We start from the raw sequence: 18,565 nt of genomic DNA on the forward strand, positions 1-18,565 counted from the left end.
GCTCCGCCGCAGCGCGCTGTTTCCGGAACCTCCCCACCGGCCTCCGTCGTTCCGTACCGTACGGGGCGACGGAGGAGGGGTGATCACATGGCGGAGCTGCGCCTGGGACCGCTGCTGAGGTATGTCGACGGCTCGTCAGCGACCTTCTGGGTCGAGACGAGCCGTCCGTGCACCGCCGAGGTGCGGTGCGCCGACGGCGCCCGCGGCAGCGCCGAGACCTTCCAGGTCGACGGCCACCACTACGCGTTGGTGCCGGTCGACGGACTGACACCGGGCACCGTCCGCACGTACGAGGTCGTGCTGGACGGCACCACCGTGTGGCCGCTGCCCGACTCCCCCTTCCCGCCCTCGGTGGTCCGCACCCCCGAGCCGGACGCCCCGGTCCGCGTCACCTTCGGCTCCTGCCGCTGGGCCGCGCCGCCCGCGGACGAGAAGGACCCGGTCGGGCCCGACGCGCTGGACACCCTCGCGGCCCGCATCGCCGCCGACCCCGACGGCGAACGCCCGGACGTGCTGCTGCTGTTGGGCGACCAGGTGTACGCGGACGAGGTCTCCAGGGCCACCCGGGAGTGGATCGCGGCGCGCCGGGGTCTGGCCGACCCCCCGGGCAACCAGGTCGCGGACTACGAGGAATACACCCGCCTCTACTACGAGTCCTGGCTCGACCCCGAGATCCGCTGGCTGCTGTCCACCGTGCCCAGCTGCATGATCTTCGACGACCACGACGTCATAGACGACTGGAACACCAGCGCCGCCTGGGTCGCCGACATGCGGGCCACCCCGTGGTGGCGCGAGCGGGTGCTGAGCGGCCTGATGTCGTACTGGGTCCACCAGCACCTCGGCAACCTCTCGCCGCGCGAACTGTCCGAGGACCTGCTGTACGCCGCGGTGCGCGAGACGCCCGACGGTACCGATGTGCTGCGCGCCTTCGCCGCCCAGGCCGACGCCGACCCGTCCTCCGTGCGCTGGAGCTACCGCCGCGACTTCGGCCGCACCCGGGTCCTGATGCTCGACACCCGGGCGGCCCGCGTCCTTGAGGAGTCGAACCGGTCGATGCTGGACCCGGGCGAGGAGCGGTGGCTGCGGGAACAGGCGCTGGACGCGCCCGGCTCGTACGACCACCTCCTCATCGGCACCTCGCTCCCCTGGCTGCTGCCACACCTGGTGCACGACGCCGAGACGTGGAACGCCGCGCTGTGCCGGGGCGAACGGGGCGCGCGGTGGGCACGGTTCGGCGAGGGGCTGCGCAGGCGGGCGGATCTGGAGCACTGGGCCGCGTTCCCGTCGTCGTTCGAGTCGCTGACTTCTCTGATCGCGGAGGCGGGGTCGGGGACGCGGGCTCCGGAGGAAGCGGCGGCGGGGACCCCGGTGGGAGCCGGGGCCGAGACGGCCGGAGCCGAGGTGGCCGGGGCGGGAGCCGGTGCCGGGGTCGGTGCTGCGGCCGAGGCGGGAGCCGGGGCCGGAGGCGGGGCCGAGGCGGGAGCCGGGGCCGGGGCGGGAACCGGCGGCGGGACTGACGTCGAGGGCGGAGCTGGGGTCGAGGGCGGAGCTGGGGTCGACGGCGGGTCCGGAGTCGGGGCGGGGACCGGAGCCGGGACCGGGACCGGGACCGGGACCGGGACCGGGATCGAGGCTGGAGCCGGAGCCGCGGCTCCCGCGACCGTGCTCGTGCTGTCCGGGGACGTCCATCACGCCTACGTCGCCGAGCCGTCCTGGCCGGGCCGCCGGCCCGAGGCCACGGTCCTCCAGCTGACCTGCTCACCGGTCCACAACCGGATCCCGCTCTCCATACGGCTCGGTTTCCGTTTCGGCTGGAGCCGTCTCGCCCGCACGCTCGGGCACCGGCTCGCCCGGCACGGCCGCTGCGCCCGGCCACCGGTGGACTGGCGGAAGACCGGCGGCCCCTGGTTCGGCAATCAGCTGATGACGCTGACCCTGCGCGGGCGTTCGGCGACGCTGCGGCTCGAACAGGCGCTGGAGGTGCGCGGCGGCAACGGCCGGAGCGGCGACGCGACCGCCGGCCGGGTCCGTCTGACGACCGTGACGGAGTCCGACCTCACCCCACTCACCCCGCAATAGGCCCCTTGGGCACGGTTGTTGGACACCTTGTCCGTGATGCCCGTGACCCGCCCCACACCCGGCGCGGATCACCGGCACCAGGGCTCGGTTCCCGTACCGTACGGCGGCATGATGAGGCGGACCGTCCGCTTCCAGCGGGCGGTCTGCTGCCATGCGCCCCACACGCCCGGGAGTCACACCTTTGTCTGCAGCACCCTCCCCCGAGTTCTCGGCTGCGCCCGAACAGGGGGGACCCCCACCCGAGTTCCCGGCCGCGCCCGAACAGGGCGGACCCCCACCCGAGTTCCCGGCCGCACCCGAACAGGGCGGACCCCCACCCGAGTTCCCGGCCGCACCCGAACAGGGCGGACCCCCACCACCGGCCGGGACCGCCGGCGTCTCCGTCGCCCTCGTCGGAGCCGGGCCGCGCGGCACCAGCGTCCTGGAGAGGCTGTGCGCGTCCGCGCCGGAACTCCTCCCGCCCGGTACCCCGCTGACCGTCCATGTCGTCGATCCGGACCCGCCGGGCCCGGGCCGTGTCTGGCGCACCGCACAGTCGCCGCATCTCCTGATGAACACCGTGGCCTCGCAGGTGACCCTGTTCACCGACGAGAGCGTGGACTGCTCGGGACCGATCCGTCCGGGACCCAGCCTGCACGCGTGGGCGCGCGGCGAGCTGGGGCCCGACGACTATCCGACCCGCGCCCGCTACGGCCGCTACCTGGAATGGGTCTTCGGCGAGGTGGTGCGCGGAGCGCCGCCCGCGGTGCGGGTGGAGGTGCACACGGCGCGGGCGACCCGGCTCGACGACGCTCCCGACGGCCGGCAGGACCTCGTGCTGTCCACCGGCCGCACCCTGTCCGGCCTGGCCGCCGTCGTCCTCGCCCAGGGCCATCTCCCGGCGCTCGCGGATCCCGCGGAGCGACGCCTGTCCGCGTACGCGGGGCGGCACGGGCTGCGCCACGTCCCGCCCGCCAATCCGGCCGACGTCGACCTCTTCTCCCTCACCCCCGGCGAACCGGTGCTGCTGCGCGGGCTCGGCCTCAACTTCTTCGACCACATGGCGCTGCTGACCGCGGGCCGCGGCGGCCGTTTCACGCGCACGGACGCGGGCCTGCGCTACCGGCCCTCGGGAAAGGAGCCACGGCTGTACGCCGGCTCCCGGCGCGGTGTCCCGTACCAGGCACGCGGCGACAACGCCAAGGGCCCGTACGGCCGGCACACCCCGCTCGTCCTCAGCGACGAGGTGATATCGGGCTTCCGCAAGCGCGCCGACTCCGGTGACGCGCCCGACTTCCTGGGCGAGATATGGCCGTTGGTCGCCAAGGAGGTGGAAACGGTCTACTACGAGGGGCTGTTGGGCCGAACCGGCGGACCCGTGCCCGCCGGCCGGCTTCCCGGCGACTTCAGGGACCGGTTCCTCGGCGTACCGCACCGCGACCCCCAGGAGGCGCGTCTGCTCGACGAGTTCGGCATCGCGCCCGGCGAACGCTGGTCCTGGGAGCGGCTCTCGCGCCCGTACGCCGGACGGGCCTTCGCCGGCCCCGGCGCCTGGCGCGACTGGCTGCTCGGCCATCTGCGCCAGGATGCCGAGCAGGCCGCGCTCGGCAATGTGGAAGGCCCCCTGAAAGCCGCCCTCGACGTGCTGCGCGACCTGCGCAACGAACTCCGGCAGATCGTGGACCACCGCGGCCTGTCCGGCGACTCGCGACGGGCGCACCTGGACCGCTGGTACACGCCGCTCAACGCCTTCCTCTCCATCGGCCCGCCCCGGCGGCGCATCGAGGAGATGGCGGCGCTGATCGAGGCGGGCGTGCTGAGCGTCCTGGGCCCCCGGCTGGAGGTGCGGGCCGAGGACGGCGCGTGGGTCGCGCACTCCCCCGACGTCCCGGGGTCCGCCGTACGCGCCACGACGCTCGTGGAGGCTCGGCTACCGGAACCGGATGTGCGCAGGACGGCCGACGAGCTCCTCGGCCGGCTGCTGAGGACGGGGCAGTGCCGCCCGCACACCGTCGACGGCTACGAGACCGGCGGACTGGACGTCACACCGCGCCCGTATTTCCTGATCGACCGTCAAGGACGTTCGCACCCACGAAGGTTCGCGTTCGGGGTGCCCACGGAGGGCGTGCACTGGGTGACCGCGGCCGGGGCCCGGCCCGGCGTGGACTCGGTCACGCTGTCGGACGCCGACGCGGTGGCGCGGGCCGCGCTGCGCGCGGCGTCGGCCGGGACGGATCGGGAAACGGAACCGGAAGCGGAAGCCCACGCATGGCCGAATGTTGAACTTGCAAGCATTGATTAGGGTAACCTAATGTTGGTGGCTCACTCGGTTCCGTCCCCCCACGATCCGGTCCCCCCACGGGCCGGACCAGACCGAAGGAGTCCCCCACATGACCGGACGCCTCGACAGCGCCCAGCCCTACGCCGTCGGCCTGTTCCGCATGGTCGTCGGCCTGCTCTTCGCCGCGCACGGCGCCGCCTCGCTCTTCGGCGTGCTCGGTGGCGCCGGCGGCACGGGCGGCACCATCGACGCCGGCACCTGGCCCGGCTGGTACGCGGCCGTGATCCAGCTCGCCGGCGGCGTCCTCGTGCTGCTCGGCCTCGGCACCCGCGCCGCCGCGTTCCTCTCGTCCGGCTCGATGGCGTACGCCTATTTCGACGTGCACCAGTCGGCGGCGCTGTGGCCGATCCAGAACGGCGGCGAGCTCTCCGCCCTGTTCTGCTGGGCGATGCTCCTGCTCGTCTTCACCGGGTCCGGCGCACTCGGCCTCGACCGCCTCCTCGCCGGCCGCACCTCACCCGCCGCCGAGGAGAAGCGGGCCTCGAAGCCCGTCGCGGCCTGACCCCCGCACCGCGCGCACGGCGCCCGGTCCCCGTACCGCTCGTACGGGGACCGGGCGCCGTCGTACCCGACGCGGGTGACGCGGCGTGAACGTGATGTGACTGACACATGAGCCCCCCGTGGATCTCCTGTCACACCCGCGGCGTACGCTGTATGGCTGTTACAGGCCGCCCTGCCGCTCCCCGCGACGTCGCGGTGTGGTCGTGCCTACGGGGGATTTCAGGGGGAGTGTTGCAGTGCTGGAAAGTATGGGGTCGCTGACGGGCAGCCCATGGATCTACGTGGCCGTCGCCCTGTCCGTCCTGCTCGACGTGTTCCTGCCGATACTGCCGAGCGGCGTCCTCGTCATCACGGCCGCCACGGCCGCGGCGGGCTCCGCCGCCGGCGCCGTCCCGCACGCCGTGCCCGACATGCTGGTGCTCACCCTGTGCGCGGCCACCGCCTCCGTGCTGGGCGATCTGGTCGCGTACCGGCTGGCCTGGCGCGGCGGCGAGCGCCTGGACCGGGCGATCGCCCGGTCCCGCCGTCTGACCAGGGCGCAGGAACGTCTCGGCGTGGCCCTCTCGCGCGGCGGCGGAGTTCTGGTCGTGATCGCCCGCTTCGCTCCGGCCGGCCGCTCGGTCGTCTCGCTCGGCGCGGGCGCGGCCCACCGCAGGGTGCGCGAGTTCCTGCCCTGGTCCATCCTCGCGGGCCTGAGCTGGGCCGGATACAGCGTGGCTCTCGGCTACTTCGGCGGCCAGTGGCTGGGCGCGACCTGGCTGGCCACGGGGGTCTCCTTCGCGGCGCTGCTCGTCGCGGGCGCGGGCGCGGCGTACCTCATGCGGCGTCCGGTGGTCGAGGGGACCGGCACCCGCGCCTGACACCGGGCCCACGGGACCGACGCCCCGGCGCACGCGAGCCGCCGGGTTCTCGCGGAGGCCCGCCGCCGTGCCGCGGGCGGGCCGGCAGCTATCCGGCGCGCTGCGCCGCCCCGCGCACCTCCAGTCCGCCGAGCAGCTCGGCAGTGGCCGCCGCGACGGCCTCGACCGCCCGGTCGAAGACCTCACGGTTGTGGGCGGCGGGGGCGCGGAAGCCGGACACCTTGCGGACGTACTGAAGGGCGGCGGCGCGGATCTCCTCCTCGGTCGCCTCTTCGGGGAGCACGGGCGGACGGAGCGTCTTGATGCTGCGGCACATGCGCCCAGTCTCGCGCGGACGCCCCCGTCCCGGGAAGCCGGGCACGGAACACCGTGCGCACCCCGCCCGGGACGTGGCGCGGCACCGTGTACGCAACGCCGTGCGGCATCACGTACGGATCGTCGCGCGCGAGCCGCGGCCGTACGGCGGAGTCCGGGAATAGCGCCGCTCCACGCCCCCTTGTGCTGGGCATGACCACAGTGGAGATCCTGTACGTCGGCGGCCCGACCTCGGTCGTCGAGATCGGCGGCGTGCGGCTGCTGACCGACCCGACCTTCGACGCCCCCGGCGAGTACCCCATCGGCTCACGGAAGCTGGTGAAGACGGCGGGGCCCGCGCTCCCGGCCGCCGAGATCGGCCCGGTCGACGCCGTCCTGCTCTCGCACGACCAGCACCCCGACAACCTCGACGCGTCCGGGCGCGCCTACCTCCGAGGCGCCCCCGTCACCCTGTCCACGGCATCGGCGTACGAGCGCATCGGCGCGCCCGTGCGCGCCCTGCCCTCCTGGGAGCACGTCGAACTGCCACGCCCCGGTGGCGGCACCCTGCGGGTGACCGCCGTGCCCGCGCAGCACGGCCCCGACGGCTCGGAGCCCGTCGTGGGCGAGGTGACCGGCTTCGTGCTGTCCGGGGACGGTCTGCCCAAGGTGTACGTCAGCGGTGACAACGCGTCCCTGGACGTCGTCCGCGCGATCGCCGGACGCGAGGGGCCCTTCGACGTGGCCGTGCTGTTCGCGGGGGCCGCCCGTACTCCGCTGGTGCCCGACGCCCCGCTGACGCTGACGAGCGAGGACGCGGCAAGGGCCGCCGACATCCTGGGCGCCCGGAATGTCGTACCGCTGCACTTCGAGCACTGGGGCCACTTCACGCAGGACGGTGCCACGCTCACCAAGGCCTTCGCGGAGGCCGGTCTCACGGACCGGCTGCACCTGCTGGAACCGGGCGCCTCCGTGCGCCTGCCGTAGACGACGCATAACACCCGAGCAAAACCTTGCACTTGGGCAAGCCTCTCCGAGGATTGACTCGGATGTCCGGGGCTTGTGATCATCGCCGGGGCTCTCGTCCGGGGGCCGCGGCCAAAGGATCGAGGAACCATGGCGAATGACCGGCTGACGGTGGCGGTACTGGGTCCGGGCGGGGTCGGCGGTCTGCTCGCCGCGCTCCTCTCCCGCACCGGCCACCGGGTGATCTGTCTGGCCGGCGAGGAGACCGCGCGGGTGCTGGGCGCGGACGGCATCGAGGTCCGCAGCGGCCACTTCGGCGACTTCACGGCGCGCGTGGAGGCGGACACGGTCCTGCGCGAGCCCGTCGACGCGTGCTTCGTCGCCGTCAAGGCCACGGCACTCGACGCCGCCCTCGAACGCGTCCCGGCGAAGGCCCTGGGGGACGCCGGTCTCGTCGTGCCGCTCCTGAACGGTGTCGAGCACCCGGCGGCCCTGCGGAAGCTCTACCGCTCCGAGCAGGTGGCGCCCGCGGTGATCCGTGTCGAGTCGACCCGCGTCTCGCCGGGGGTGATCGAGCACGGCAGCCCGTTCGCCGAGGTCGACCTCACCGGCGACACGGCACCCCGCGAGCGGGTCGACGCGCTCGCCGGAGCACTGGAGCGAGCCGGTGTGCGCGTCCGGGTCCAGGAGGACGAGGCGGCGGTGCTGTGGGCGAAGATGTCGTTCCTCGCCCCCTTCGCCCTGTTGACCACCCGGTACGGAGTGCCGCTCGGTGACGTACGCACCCGGCACCGCGCGGAGTTGGTGGCCCTGACGGAGGAGGTCGCGGCGGTGAGCCGCGCGAGCGGGGCGCCCGTCGACGCGGCCGCCGCCCTCGCCCGCTACGACGCCTTCCCGCCCGGCACCAAGTCCTCCATGCAGCGCGACGCGGAGGCGGGCCGCACGCTGGAACTGGACGCGATCGGCGGGGCGTTGCTGCGCGCCGCCGACCGGTTCGGGGTACCGGTGCCCGTGGCGAGCGGCCTGGTACGGGAGTTGGCCGGGCCGGACGGCTCCTGATCCGGACCGTGGCGCGTCACGGCCCCGAGGGACGGCGGTGACGCGTCACGGTGCCGAGGGCCGGCAGTGGCGCGTCACGGTGCCGAGGGCCGGCAGTGGCGCGTCACGGTGCCGAGGGCCGGCAGTGGCGCGTCACCGTGTCCGCGAAGGCACGCGCCGCCGGTGACAGGGCGTCCCACTGGCGGACGGCCCAGCCGACGGGCAGCGGCGGGAGAGCCGGGACCGGGACGAAGCGGAGGCCGTCGGGGCCGGCTCCCCATCCGGGCAGCGCGGGCACGACGGCATGGCCGAGACCGAGTCCGGCGAGCAGGACGGCGGTGTCCCAGTCGGCGACACTGGTGTCGGAGGCGCCCGACGGTATCCCCAACTCCCGGTAGGAGGCGTCGAGATGGGCCCGCGAGGTGGAGTTCTCGGGCAGCCCGATCAGCCGCATCCCGGCCAGTTCCTCCCCCTCGACGCGCTCCCGCTCGGCGAGTTCGTCGTCGGCGCGCACGGCGAGCACCCACGGCAGTGACACGACGGTCCGCTGCTCGACCCCGCGCCGGGGCGGCCCGAGGGTGACCCAGGCGAGGTCGAGCCCGTGGTCGCCGAGCGCCTCGAAGCAGCTCCGGCTGGAGTTCTCGGTCTGGAACTCCAGGCTCACCCGCGGATACCGCTGCCGGAACTCGACCACGGCGTCGGCCATGAAGTGCCGCACGGTCGCGCCGCCGGTGGCGATCCGCACCGCTCCGCCGCCCCCGCGCACCATCTCGTCCAGCCGTTGCAGCGCGAGGTCGAGCCCGGATATCCCTTCGGCGGCGGCCCGTTCCAGCAGCCGCCCGGCCCGTGTGGGGACGACGCCCCGCGCCTGCCGCTCCACGAGCCCGACGCCGACCTCGCGCTCCAGACGCCGTACGTGCTGACTCACCGCCGACTGGGTGCAGCCCAGCTCGCGGGCCACGGCGCTGAGGCTCCCGGCCCGGCAGACGGCGACGAAGACACGCAGATCATCCAGGGTCACGAGGCACCAAGTTAGCGGTGCCGCACCGGGTCGCCTCCGGCGCGTCCTGCCGGATACGCGGTCCCCGGCAGGAGCGCCGCGCCCGGGGTCACACCTGGGTCTTGGCCAGCAGCTCGACGACCTCGGCGGTGGTGCCCGTCTCGCCGAGCCGGGGGAAGATGCGCTCGACGCTGTTGCGGTGGCTGTCGGCGTTCATGTCGGCCATGGCGTCGGTGGCCAGGGTGACGTGGTAGCCGTGCTCGTGGGCGGCGCGGGCGGTGGACTCCACACCGATGCTGGTGGCGATGCCGGTCAGCACGATCTGGGTGACGCCGCGGCGGCGGAGCTGGAGGTCGAGGTCGGTGCCGTAGAAGGCGCCCCAGTTCCGCTTGGTCACGGCGATGTCCCCGGGGTGGCCGGAGAGTTCGTCGACGATGACGTCCCAGCCCGCCGACCAGGTGCGGGACGTGCTGCCGCCGTCGATGCGGCCGGGCACGGCGTCCGAACCGTCGGCGGCGGCCGTCACGCGCACGAGGACGACGGGCAGGCCCCGCTCGCGGAAGGCGTCGGCCAGTTCGACGGAGCGGGCCACGACGTCGGCGGGGCTGTTGGGGGTGAGGTTCGGGGCGCCGACGATGCCGCGCTGGAGGTCGATGACGACGAGCGCGGTACGGGGGTCGAGCGTGGTGACAGCCATGGTCAGGCCTTTCCTGGAACGGGGGTGGGGGTGGGGGTGCGGAGGGATCGGTCGAGGAGGGTCGTCACCAGCAGCAGCGCGCTGCAGGCGAGCATGAAGAGGGCCAGGTGGTGCAGGCCGCCGGTGTGGGCGCCGTGCGGGAAACGCGGCGTCGGCGGCCGAGGCGGTCATCGCGCCGAGGTACATGAACGTGCGCAGCAGTCCGGCCGCGGAGCCGATACGGGCGGGGTCGGCCTGGCGGTAGAGCGCGGTCTGGTTGGCGAGGCCGTTGAGGCCCTGCGGTACGCCCATGACGACGCCGAGCGCGACGAGCAGCCAGACCGCGCTGCGGGCGTCCGCCAGCAGCAGGCCGGTACAGCCGGCGGCCTGGACGAGGGCGCCGACGACGAGTTTGCCGCGGACCGCCTCGCGCCGCCCGGTCACGCCGGAGACGACGAGCGCGCTCAGCGACAGCGGCAGCAGGACGAGGCCCGCGGTGGCGGCGTGCAGTCCGCGGCCCTCCTCCAGCCACTGCGTGTATCCGTACAGGACCCCGTACGCCGTGGTGTAGGCGAGGAGTTGGCGTACGAAGGTGGCGAGGAGGGGGATGTTGCCGCCGAGCACGCGCAGGTCGATGAAGGGCTCAGGGACGCGCAGCTCCCGCAGGGCGAAGGCGCCTGCCGCGCAGGCGGCGAGCACGGGCAGGTACCAGAGGCCGGCCCCGGGCTCCATCAGGAACAGCATCAGCGCGACGAGCAGGGCGGCGAAGAGCGCCGTCCCGGGCAGGTCGACGCTCTTCCCGGGTCGCCGCGCGGCGGGGCCGGACGGCAGGCGCCGGGCGCCGAGGACGAGGCAGGCCGGCGACAGCGGCATGTTGACGAGGAAGACGGTGCGCCAGCCGCCCAGGCCGATGAGCACTCCGCCGAGGGTGGGCCCGACGACGGCGACGGTCTGGCTCCCGATCGCGAGCGCGGTCAGTACGCCGGCCGGGCTGTCGTGTCCGGTGCGTTCCGCTTCGCTGCGGGTGAGGTGCATGGCGGCCGGGTACGCGGCCGAGGTGCCGAAGCCGAGCAGCACACGGGCGGCGACCAGGGCGCCGAGGCTCGGGGCGAGGGCGCCGAGGAGACCCGCGGCCCCCACAAGTGCCGTACCGATGAGGTAGAGGCGGCGGGGTCCGTACATGTCGACGAGCCGGCCGATGACGGGCTGGCCCACGGCGGTGGCGAGGTAGAGGCCGGACACGAGCCACGCGGTCCGCGCGGGAGGTGCGCCGAGCGCGGCGCCGATCGGCACCAACGCCACGGCGATCATCGAGGAGTTGACCGGGTTCAGCACCGAACCCAGGACCATCGGGGCGATCAGGCGCCGGTCGAAGCCGTCGGCGGGCGGCCGGCGCCGGGTCGCGGGGAAGCGCTGCTCTTCGCGGAGCGTGGCCATCACGGCCGGGTGAGCCGGCCCAGCAGGGCCATCGCCTCGATGACGGTCTGCCGCTCGGCCTCGGTGCAGTGGTCCTGGAAGGCCCGGGCCAGCCATTCCTCGCGCGCCTGCCGGGTGCCCTCGACGCGGTCGCGGCCGGCGTCGGTGAGGGTGATCACCTGCCGCCTGCCGTCCCCGGGGTCCGGGTTCCGCGCGATCAGCCCGCGCTCGTCGAGGACGGCGAGGGTGGCGGCGATGGACTGCGGCCGGACGCCCTCGGCGGCGGCGAGCCCGCTGGCCGTCGCGGCCCCGCTCTTGCTGAGCAGGGTGAGCGCGGAGAACTGGGAGGGCGTGAGGTCGTACGTCTCGGCGACCTCACGTATCCGTCGCCGCAGCCGGCTGAACGCCACGCGCAGGTCACCGGCGGCGCGGGCGGCCGACTCGGAGATTCCGTCGGCACTCCCGCCCCGGGCCTCGGGGTTCTGGTCCATGCCGTCACGATATTTTCTTCAGTTGAAACTGTCCAGTTCAGCCTGGACAGTCTTGCCTGGCCAACGTCTCACCGGCCCGCAACCAAGACGCTGACCTGGGAAAACGCCGTACTTGACGGCAACGGAAGGCCGTCCGGACACCCGTTCGCGTGAAGTCCCCCAATGAACTCGCATCCCAAAATCGAACAGGCGTAGCATTGCGGCGTGGCTGCGACCTATGACTTTCCGAGTGACCTCCTCGCCGGTCAGGAGGAGCTGCATCAGGTCCGGGCCGAACTGCTGGCCCTGCTGAAACGACTCCCCTGGTCCGTGGAACCGCTGGACGGCTTCAGCGACACGGGCGGCTGGCGCAAGGTGGAACGCCCCGCCTCCCCCGGCTGGACCTCCGACGAGCAGGCCGAGGTGGAGAAGCTCCGGCAACGGGAGCGCGAGCTCGCCGTGTTCGTGTCCGGCCACCGGTTCTGGTCGGAGGTCGCCCCTCCGGAGACGGTCGACGCCCGTATGAGGCTCAAGCACGCCCACGAGGCGCCAGGACCGGACCCGGCGTGAGCCCCGGGACGCGAAGCGCGCGCCTTCACCGGGGCGGCGGAGCCCACCTGCCGGCCTCGTCGCCTCCGCCTTGAGCCGGTGCCCGTCGGCGACGCCGGTCTTCAGCCCCTCGATGTCCGGGCCCAGGGCCTCGACACGGCCGACGCATTCCATGTCGCCCCCGACGACGGGGAATCAGGGGGAGAAACCGTAGCGGCCACACAGCACGTGCAGATCGCCGGCGTGGGCCAGGTCACCCGGGCTGCGGCGGCAGCTCAGGTCGACGGCTTCTCGCGCCTCCCCCACACCGAGCAAGCACGGCTCTCCCCGTTGCCGGACCGAGCCGACCCGGCGTCACAGTGCGGACTCCTCGATCGGTTCCGTCGGGGGCACGGCCGGCAGTTCGTCCTCCGGGCCGCACCCCAGCTCCTCGCTGAGCTTCAGGGCCATGGAATGGACCACGGTGGCCATGTCCACTGCCTGCCGGCGGGCATTGCCGCGGAAGGACCAGTGGACCGTGAGTGCCATCCGCACCCACTCCCGCCCCATGCCCCGACAGTGGAAGTCGAGCCATGCGTGACGCCCGATCGCGCCGTGGGCCCCAGAGACAGTGAAGGTTTCGGTGGTCTCTCCCCTATCGAAATACAGGTAGCCCTCGTCCCTCGATCTCTTCGTCAAGGGGTACGAGGCCATGACGACATCGACGTCGACGGCCATCTGCAACTCTGCCGGAGCCAGTGGAGGCTGCGTGTACAGCGTGCAGAAGCCGATGTCGTCGTCCTCCCGACCCCGCACACTCTCGGCGACCTTCGCGAGCGAGGCGTGGCGCATCCCCGGGTACTCCCGTATGTGCCTGCGCCCGGTCAGGCGTACCAGAGCTTCAGCTGCGGGTTCGTTCAACGACGAGTCGCAGAGCCGAGCCCATCCCGGCGGCTTGGGACCTTGCGCGGCGCTCGTCGCCGGCACGGAACCGGTCATGGCCAGACTCAGGATCAGGACAAGGCCGCCCGCCACCGGCACCCGACGGCGCAGGCTGCCGACGCGGCTCCACGCATCACGGTTCATGCCACGGAACCTTCCCACAGCGGTGACCGCGGATCACCGTTGCCGCCTCGCCGGGCGCCGGACGTGACATCGATCGACGCTGCGACTGAACCAGCCGAGATCCACCGATGAGTTCCGCCGGCCGGGCCGGTCTACCAGGACGTACGCCATCGAGCCACCGACTGGAGCCCCACCATGACCGAGCCCGCACACCCCGGCCGCATGCTGTTCGTGAACATCCCCGTAGCGGACCTCGAGCGCAGCAAGGCGTTCTTCGCCGATCTCGGGTTCAGCTTCAACCCGATGTTCACCGACGAGACCGCCGCCTGCATGCTGGTCGGCGAGCACGCCTTCGTCATGCTGCTCAGCCGCGAGAAGTTCGCGGAGTTCTCGAAACTGCCGATGGCCGATCCCACCACGCACACGCCGGCGTTGTACTGCTTCAGCGTGTCGTCCCGCGACGAGGTCGACACGGTCAGCGCCGCCGCGCTCGCGGCGGGCGGCTCCGAGGCGGACGGCGCCGAGGACCACGGCTTCATGTACTCACGCAGCTTCTTCGACCTCGACGGTCACGGCTGGCAGGTCATGTGGATGGACCCCGCGGCGGCGGAACAGGGCCCCGAGGCGTTCGCTGCCTCCACGCAGGACGCCGACGGCCAGGCCTGACGCACCGCTGCGTTCCGCATGTGCGCCATCAGGCCGTCACGATGAACGTCCATGCCCACCAGTCGTCCAGGACACGCGGCGCGAGGCGGTCAGCCGCACGGACCGGCTGCTCACGCGGCGCCTTCAGCGCCTCGCACCCAGGTCACACGGGCTCCAGCAACAGCCCGGGCTCACTCGTGCGTCTCGACTGCGGTCACCTGGACACGCTGTCGTGCGGGCGCGGTCCTCTGTTACCCAGAACGACACGGCCGGCTACGGCGGACAGCAGACTCGCGATGGAGAGCATGATGCGCTGCTGACTTTCGGTGACCGCCTCGTACTCGCTTCGCGAGAGCTCCACCTCGACCCGGGGCGAGGTCGATTGGTCGTAGGAGAAGTACCGGCCGCCCTCGACCGTGGGCGACTGGAATCTCCCGTGCCCGCCCACCGCGGTGAGGACGATCATCGCAACGCTCAAGGCGATCAGCAGCCAGGACACCACCTTCACCGGGCTGGGCAGGTCCTTGAATTCTCCGAGCTGGGCACTCGGTTCGTTCTCGATCAAGGGGTAGAGGGCGGCGGCCAGGAGCAGAAAGGCCAGCACGATCGCCGGCACAGGCCACCCTGTGCCCTCGACCGGCGACGGTCCCGGTAGCCAGGTGAGCAAGACGAACGACAGCAGGACGACACTCAGCCCGACCGCGATCCCGCTGTGCGGCGTAAAACTCCTTCTCATGACCTGGAGCATCACGCCTGCACCCCTCCCTGTCACCGCCATGTCCCGGTACAGAACAGCATGATGAGCAACGGTCATCGCCGGAGTGTCGACCTGTTGTCTCCCCGTCCCTGCCAAGCACCCGGAGCGGGCGTGGTTCAGGACGTCGAGGTGGAGCGTCCCACTGTACGAACGACTTTGGCACCCCGGGTCGCGACTGCTCGGCACTGTCGGGGAGCCGCCCGGCTGGGCCAGAGTTCCAGCGGGTGTGGGCTCAGCGACAGGGGTGGACCACCACTTCGGCAGCGAGGGTGGGTACTCGCTGGTGTGAGCCGCGGAGACGCTGCCGGAAGCAAGAACCAGTGGTTGCACCGTTGTTGGCGCCGAGTCCCCGTGAGTCCCCGCCTGTTCCGGCACGAGAACGGCACGGACTTGCGGTGGTGGTGAGGCAGCCGAGGCATCTGGCTGTGCAGCCCGATCTGCAGACCCAGTCCGAAAGATCGGGCGAAAGCGGTGCCTCGCGGTGTGGACATGCCGTCTGCATGCGGCGCCGAGTACGTCGTCCTCGCCGTTGGGCCCGCCGCGGCGGTGCTGTGATGATGGGCGGGTGGAAGAAGAGCCGCCCGTACCGACGCCCGTCATCCTCGGCATTGACGACCTCCGGCCGCTGCCCTGGGCCACGCGGATCGCGCGCACCAGCGGCGAAGGTGTACGGCTCCTGCAAGAGCACCGCGACAGCTTCATCGACGAACTCTGGCTCGACCACGACCTCGGTGGCGACGACAGCATCTTGCCCGTGGTGACCCTGATGGAAGAAGCCGCTTTCAACGGACGGCCCTTTCGAGTCGGAACGGTCTTCGTACACAGCGCCAACCCCATCGGCGCCGAGACCGTCGTCCGGTCGCTCACACGCTGGAACTACCAGGTCCGGCGGGCGACGGCCTAGGACTCTGATTTCGCGGTCCGGCCTCATCCCTATCGGGCCGATCACGAGGGTCGAGGTCCTGCGTCGCCCCGCCCTGTTCCTCGACCGACCGCCCGCTGAGGTTCGACGTCAACCGTCAGGAACGGGGTTGCCCTGGGGCCCTCGGGAGTTGAGCTTCGGCCGGGACAAGTTCTAGGCAGGTGTCAGCGTGGTCGCCGCTGAGTGCCTCGGAGTGCTCGGAAGCGGCTCAGGTCGCACGACTGCTCCCTACCTGCTTTCGGTCCGCCGCCGGTACCAATAATCAGCGACCCACCACAGCGTCAACGCCGACAAACACATGGCCGACCCTACAAGCGCGTCGAGCCACGGCTCACCCCTGCCGAAATGGAAAATCAGCGTGAAAATGACGCCACAGACGAACAGCCTGACCAGACGCTCCGCCATGCCGATCACGCTAGCCGTGAAGAAGGCCGAGATGACAGAACTCCGTCAAGCTAGGCGGATGGCCGTTGAGCCTGCCAGTCGCTCTACGTGACCCGTCAGGCCGGCCCGCGGTCGACGACGGCGAGAGGTCGGCTTCGAGACTGCCCAGAGCCTCGGAGCCGACCGGCCCATCAGGGTGTTTACCGTCTACTTTGCTCTGACGAGCAACAGCACAACCGCGCAAGAGATCACCGCATGGCTGGGCATCGGGCCGGATGAGACGACCGTACGCGGAAGCCGTAGCACGGGTCCGCCGACCCGGCCGGCCATCGGTGGAAGATCGTGTGTCGTGATCCCGGCCTGAGGGTTGACGAGCAGATTGCGCGGATGCCGGACAGACTCCGACCACACACGGATCGCATCGCCGAAGTCGCAGCGAGGCTGTCAGCCGAGGAGGAAGAAGGCGGCGCTGCCGTGCTTGAAATCGTGCGGTACTTCAACGACGACGATGCGCCCCAGGTGGCTGCCGCGTCGGATCAGCCCGATCCATTCGGCTGGCACCTGGATCATGACGTGCTGGGATTCCTCACTGCCACCGGGGCAGCACTGGACATCGACGAGTACGACATGACACCGGAGTGAGGGCACCAGCAGGACGGACGTCCTTCCGGAGGCACTTGACGCCGGAAGGTTGGCGAGCAAAGCGCGCGGCTGTGCATGGGCATGTTCCTGAGACATCAGTGGTGGCTAGTGCCGCGGCAGGCAACGTTCGCCCCGTCGCGACGCCCGTCACGCACTCTCGCCGCACCGGCCGAAAGCCCAAGTACATCCAGTACGAGGACTTCCGGCCGGCACACCGAGAGCACGCACCGGACGCCGCTCCTCGACGGGCAAACGTTGCCTGCCGCGGCACTAGCCTGTCCGCGTGATTCCTACCGATCGGCAGTTGCCCGCCGCCCTCGCCGCCGCGCTGGCGACTCCGTTCGAGTACAACGGCGGCGATGGGGTCGACTTCGAACCCTTCCCAGCCTTCCTGTCTGCGGAGGAGACCACCGAATGGTTCCGGGCCTGGACTGGCAACGCAGAGCTGAGCGGCGACAGCTTCCGCTTGTTCGGCCAGGACGGCTCGGGCGGATACGCGGGGTTCTGGTTGATCCGCCCGAGCCGTCCACTCGTCGATCAGCCTGTGGTCTTCCTCGGCTCCGAGGGCGAGACCGGTGTCGTGGCGCGTGATCTGGGTGCCTTCTTGTGGCTGCTGGCCGGCGGCTTCGGACCTTGGGAAGCAGCCACCTCGTACGCTCCCGAGTGGACGCCGTCCCTCAATCACGAACTGGTGGCCGTCGCGGAACGATTCGCGGCCGACCGGCAACAGTCGGCAGCTGCCGTCATTGAGCAGGCCGCCCGGGAGTTCCCGGACTTCGATGACACCATCATGGAGCTCTGCCGCTGACTCGGCTCGCATACCGTCATCCGGTGGCCCGCTGTCCGACCAGAGATGTTCTAGCTGCCGGTGAACCCGAACCGTCAGGACTCAGCTGAACCTGGCCATTGATGAGGCGCTTGCCGTCGTGGCTCCGAACATGAGGGCCATTGCCGTCCAAGGCGTCCAAGGCGTCCAGAAGCCGGATCGCGAAGACCTCGGACATGCGCCGGCACGGCGGCTCTCAGCGGCCGAGAACGACCAAGGCCCAGGCTCGCGGACTCCCACCCGCTGACCTGGGCCTTTCCCATGTCCTGGAACTGGTGGGCGCGGACGGTTTCGAACCGCCGACATCCGCCTACTAAGTTCGATCCCGGCTCGCTTCTGGTGGGACCGTCGACCGGCACAGCGGCCGGGCCCGGGTGCCGTTGTGCACCACCGTCCGACCCCGTTGATGTCAGCCGTGGATGTCAGAACCTTCAGATCCGTAACCTACAGAGATCGGTCATCGAGGGTCACACAGGCTGCCGGGAAGCCCATGGTGGCCGGCGTGGGGCGCTGCCGGTTGCTGTGGTCGCTGAATCGTGTAGCGGGACGGGGGACCTCCTGACCGGCTACGGTCGGCGTGGTGATGCCGGTTCGTCGAGCAGGTGCTGGATCAGTGTGATCGCACGGTCGATGGCGGGCGGTTCGCCGATCACGATCGGGGTCCATTGCAGCGCGGTGCCGAGTTGGACGATGATCTCCACCGTCCGTGTGTCGACTCCGTTCACGCCGTGCGCTGTGAGGCAGGCAGTCACGCCGGCGCGCAGCGCGGCGTTCACCCGGCCTGCTTCGGCCATGAGTACGCGCAGGGCCACGGTGGGTTCCTGTTCCGCGAACTGCCGCAGCGGCCCGTCGTCGGACGTCACCTGCATGAACCGGCGGATATCGGCGAGCGCCCCCCGCACTCCGCCACCGGCGCTGCCCTCCGACACCGTCTGCCACCTCTCGGCGCTCAACTCCGCCAGGATCACGGCCAGCAGCGCCTCACGGTCACCGACCCATCGGTACAGCGTGCTGCGCCCAACGTCCAGGGCTGCCGCCAGGGTACGCATGTCTACGCGCTCACCGTGCAGGAACACCCGCCGGGCGTACTGCACGGCCAGCTCACGCGTCGGCCGTTGCAGCCGGGGGAGCACGGGCTCGGAATCCGGAGTGGACTTCACCGGACCATCGTAGAGC

General features: G+C 71.7%; 19 protein-coding genes and 2 pseudogenes. 11 read left to right on the plus strand and 10 right to left on the minus strand.

The genetic code is table 11. The annotated features are described in order from the left end of the window. Window positions 1-87: 87 nt before the first annotated feature. The 4 genes from ACZ4IF_RS02095 (at window position 88) to ACZ4IF_RS02110 (ending at window position 5,760) form a co-directional block, all read left to right on the plus strand. The gene (locus ACZ4IF_RS02095; protein WP_467558728.1) at window positions 88-2,079 is read left to right on the plus strand and encodes a DUF7800 domain-containing protein; all 1,992 of its coding nucleotides are present in this window, start codon (window positions 88-90) and stop codon (window positions 2,077-2,079) included. Window positions 2,080-2,260: 181 nt separating this feature from the next. Beyond that, window positions 2,261-4,360, plus strand: a complete 2,100-nt coding sequence (locus tag ACZ4IF_RS02100) for an FAD/NAD(P)-binding protein (RefSeq protein ID WP_467558730.1) — start codon at window positions 2,261-2,263, stop codon at window positions 4,358-4,360. Between the two features lie 88 nt (window positions 4,361-4,448). Then, window positions 4,449-4,901 (plus strand): DoxX family protein, encoded by a 453-nt coding sequence (locus ACZ4IF_RS02105; RefSeq protein ID WP_467558732.1) that lies wholly within the window; start codon window positions 4,449-4,451, stop codon window positions 4,899-4,901. A 235-nt stretch (window positions 4,902-5,136) separates the two neighbouring features. Beyond that, window positions 5,137-5,760 (plus strand): DedA family protein, encoded by a 624-nt coding sequence (locus ACZ4IF_RS02110; protein WP_467558734.1) that lies wholly within the window; start codon window positions 5,137-5,139, stop codon window positions 5,758-5,760. 88 nt (window positions 5,761-5,848) lie between these two features. On the opposite strand, the gene ACZ4IF_RS02115 is transcribed toward ACZ4IF_RS02110, so the two are convergent. Then, complete coding sequence (locus ACZ4IF_RS02115) at window positions 5,849-6,076, minus strand: DUF2277 domain-containing protein (protein ID WP_095934014.1); 228 nt, start codon at window positions 6,074-6,076, stop codon at window positions 5,849-5,851. A gap of 191 nt (window positions 6,077-6,267) precedes the next feature. On the opposite strand from ACZ4IF_RS02115, the gene ACZ4IF_RS02120 reads away from it, so the two are divergent. Both ACZ4IF_RS02120 and ACZ4IF_RS02125 read left to right on the plus strand, forming a co-directional pair. Continuing rightward, window positions 6,268-7,041 (plus strand): MBL fold metallo-hydrolase, encoded by a 774-nt coding sequence (locus ACZ4IF_RS02120; RefSeq protein WP_467558736.1) that lies wholly within the window; start codon window positions 6,268-6,270, stop codon window positions 7,039-7,041. Between the two features lie 129 nt (window positions 7,042-7,170). After that, entirely contained in the window at window positions 7,171-8,079 is a 909-nt protein-coding gene (locus ACZ4IF_RS02125; protein WP_467558738.1) for a ketopantoate reductase family protein, read from the plus strand. 103 nt (window positions 8,080-8,182) lie between these two features. Here ACZ4IF_RS02125 and ACZ4IF_RS02130 read toward each other — a convergent pair whose 3' ends face one another. The 4 genes and pseudogenes from ACZ4IF_RS02130 to ACZ4IF_RS02145 form a co-directional block, all read right to left on the minus strand. Continuing rightward, window positions 8,183-9,079 carry a LysR family transcriptional regulator gene (locus ACZ4IF_RS02130; RefSeq protein ID WP_467558740.1) on the minus strand — a complete coding sequence of 299 codons (897 nt, stop codon included), beginning with the start codon at window positions 9,077-9,079 and terminating at the stop codon, window positions 8,183-8,185. 88 nt (window positions 9,080-9,167) lie between these two features. Further along, window positions 9,168-9,755, minus strand: a complete 588-nt coding sequence (locus ACZ4IF_RS02135; RefSeq protein WP_467558742.1) for a hydrolase — start codon at window positions 9,753-9,755, stop codon at window positions 9,168-9,170. 2 nt (window positions 9,756-9,757) lie between these two features. Further along, a pseudogene (locus ACZ4IF_RS02140) lies at window positions 9,758-11,171 on the minus strand (MFS transporter). Then, the gene (locus ACZ4IF_RS02145) at window positions 11,171-11,641 is read right to left on the minus strand and encodes a MarR family winged helix-turn-helix transcriptional regulator (protein ID WP_467558744.1); all 471 of its coding nucleotides are present in this window, start codon (window positions 11,639-11,641) and stop codon (window positions 11,171-11,173) included. The pseudogene ACZ4IF_RS02140 and the gene ACZ4IF_RS02145 overlap by 1 nt, the downstream one beginning before the upstream one ends. 204 nt (window positions 11,642-11,845) lie before the next feature. On the opposite strand from ACZ4IF_RS02145, the gene ACZ4IF_RS02150 reads away from it, so the two are divergent. Continuing rightward, window positions 11,846-12,190, plus strand: coding sequence for a hypothetical protein (locus tag ACZ4IF_RS02150; protein WP_095934020.1), 345 nt, complete (start codon window positions 11,846-11,848; stop codon window positions 12,188-12,190). A 333-nt stretch (window positions 12,191-12,523) separates the two neighbouring features. Here the strand turns inward: ACZ4IF_RS02150 and ACZ4IF_RS02155 are convergent, their stop codons facing one another. Next, window positions 12,524-13,234 (minus strand): hypothetical protein, encoded by a 711-nt coding sequence (locus ACZ4IF_RS02155; protein ID WP_467558746.1) that lies wholly within the window; start codon window positions 13,232-13,234, stop codon window positions 12,524-12,526. Window positions 13,235-13,408: 174 nt separating this feature from the next. On the opposite strand from ACZ4IF_RS02155, the gene ACZ4IF_RS02160 reads away from it, so the two are divergent. Then, entirely contained in the window at window positions 13,409-13,879 is a 471-nt protein-coding gene (locus ACZ4IF_RS02160) for a VOC family protein (protein WP_467558748.1), read from the plus strand. A 193-nt stretch (window positions 13,880-14,072) separates the two neighbouring features. Here the strand turns inward: ACZ4IF_RS02160 and ACZ4IF_RS02165 are convergent, their stop codons facing one another. Beyond that, window positions 14,073-14,672: a hypothetical protein gene (locus ACZ4IF_RS02165; RefSeq protein WP_467558750.1), complete on the minus strand. Its 600-nt coding sequence runs from the start codon at window positions 14,670-14,672 to the stop codon at window positions 14,073-14,075. A gap of 508 nt (window positions 14,673-15,180) precedes the next feature. On the opposite strand from ACZ4IF_RS02165, the gene ACZ4IF_RS02170 reads away from it, so the two are divergent. Further along, the gene (locus ACZ4IF_RS02170) at window positions 15,181-15,519 is read left to right on the plus strand and encodes a cyclic-phosphate processing receiver domain-containing protein (RefSeq protein ID WP_467558752.1); all 339 of its coding nucleotides are present in this window, start codon (window positions 15,181-15,183) and stop codon (window positions 15,517-15,519) included. Between the two features lie 246 nt (window positions 15,520-15,765). Here ACZ4IF_RS02170 and ACZ4IF_RS02175 read toward each other — a convergent pair whose 3' ends face one another. Next, window positions 15,766-15,942, minus strand: coding sequence for a hypothetical protein (locus ACZ4IF_RS02175; protein WP_467558754.1), 177 nt, complete (start codon window positions 15,940-15,942; stop codon window positions 15,766-15,768). Window positions 15,943-16,263: 321 nt separating this feature from the next. Here ACZ4IF_RS02175 and ACZ4IF_RS02180 point away from each other — a divergent pair, with 321 nt between their 5' ends. Next, window positions 16,264-16,563 carry a DUF4279 domain-containing protein gene (locus tag ACZ4IF_RS02180; RefSeq protein WP_467558756.1) on the plus strand — a complete coding sequence of 100 codons (300 nt, stop codon included), beginning with the start codon at window positions 16,264-16,266 and terminating at the stop codon, window positions 16,561-16,563. 283 nt (window positions 16,564-16,846) lie between these two features. Further along, a complete protein-coding gene (locus ACZ4IF_RS02185) occupies window positions 16,847-17,371 on the plus strand; it encodes an SMI1/KNR4 family protein (RefSeq protein ID WP_467558758.1) in 525 nt (174 codons plus the stop codon). A gap of 100 nt (window positions 17,372-17,471) precedes the next feature. Here the strand turns inward: ACZ4IF_RS02185 and ACZ4IF_RS02190 are convergent. Together ACZ4IF_RS02190 and ACZ4IF_RS02195 are read right to left on the minus strand one after the other, a co-directional pair. Next, a pseudogene (locus ACZ4IF_RS02190) lies at window positions 17,472-17,570 on the minus strand (NUDIX hydrolase); the annotation flags it as partial. Between the two features lie 385 nt (window positions 17,571-17,955). Next, window positions 17,956-18,549, minus strand: a complete 594-nt coding sequence (locus tag ACZ4IF_RS02195) for a QsdR family transcriptional regulator (protein ID WP_467558760.1) — start codon at window positions 18,547-18,549, stop codon at window positions 17,956-17,958. Window positions 18,550-18,565: the final 16 nt, after the last annotated feature.

Source organism: Streptomyces sp. NPDC025784 (assembly GCF_055558435.1).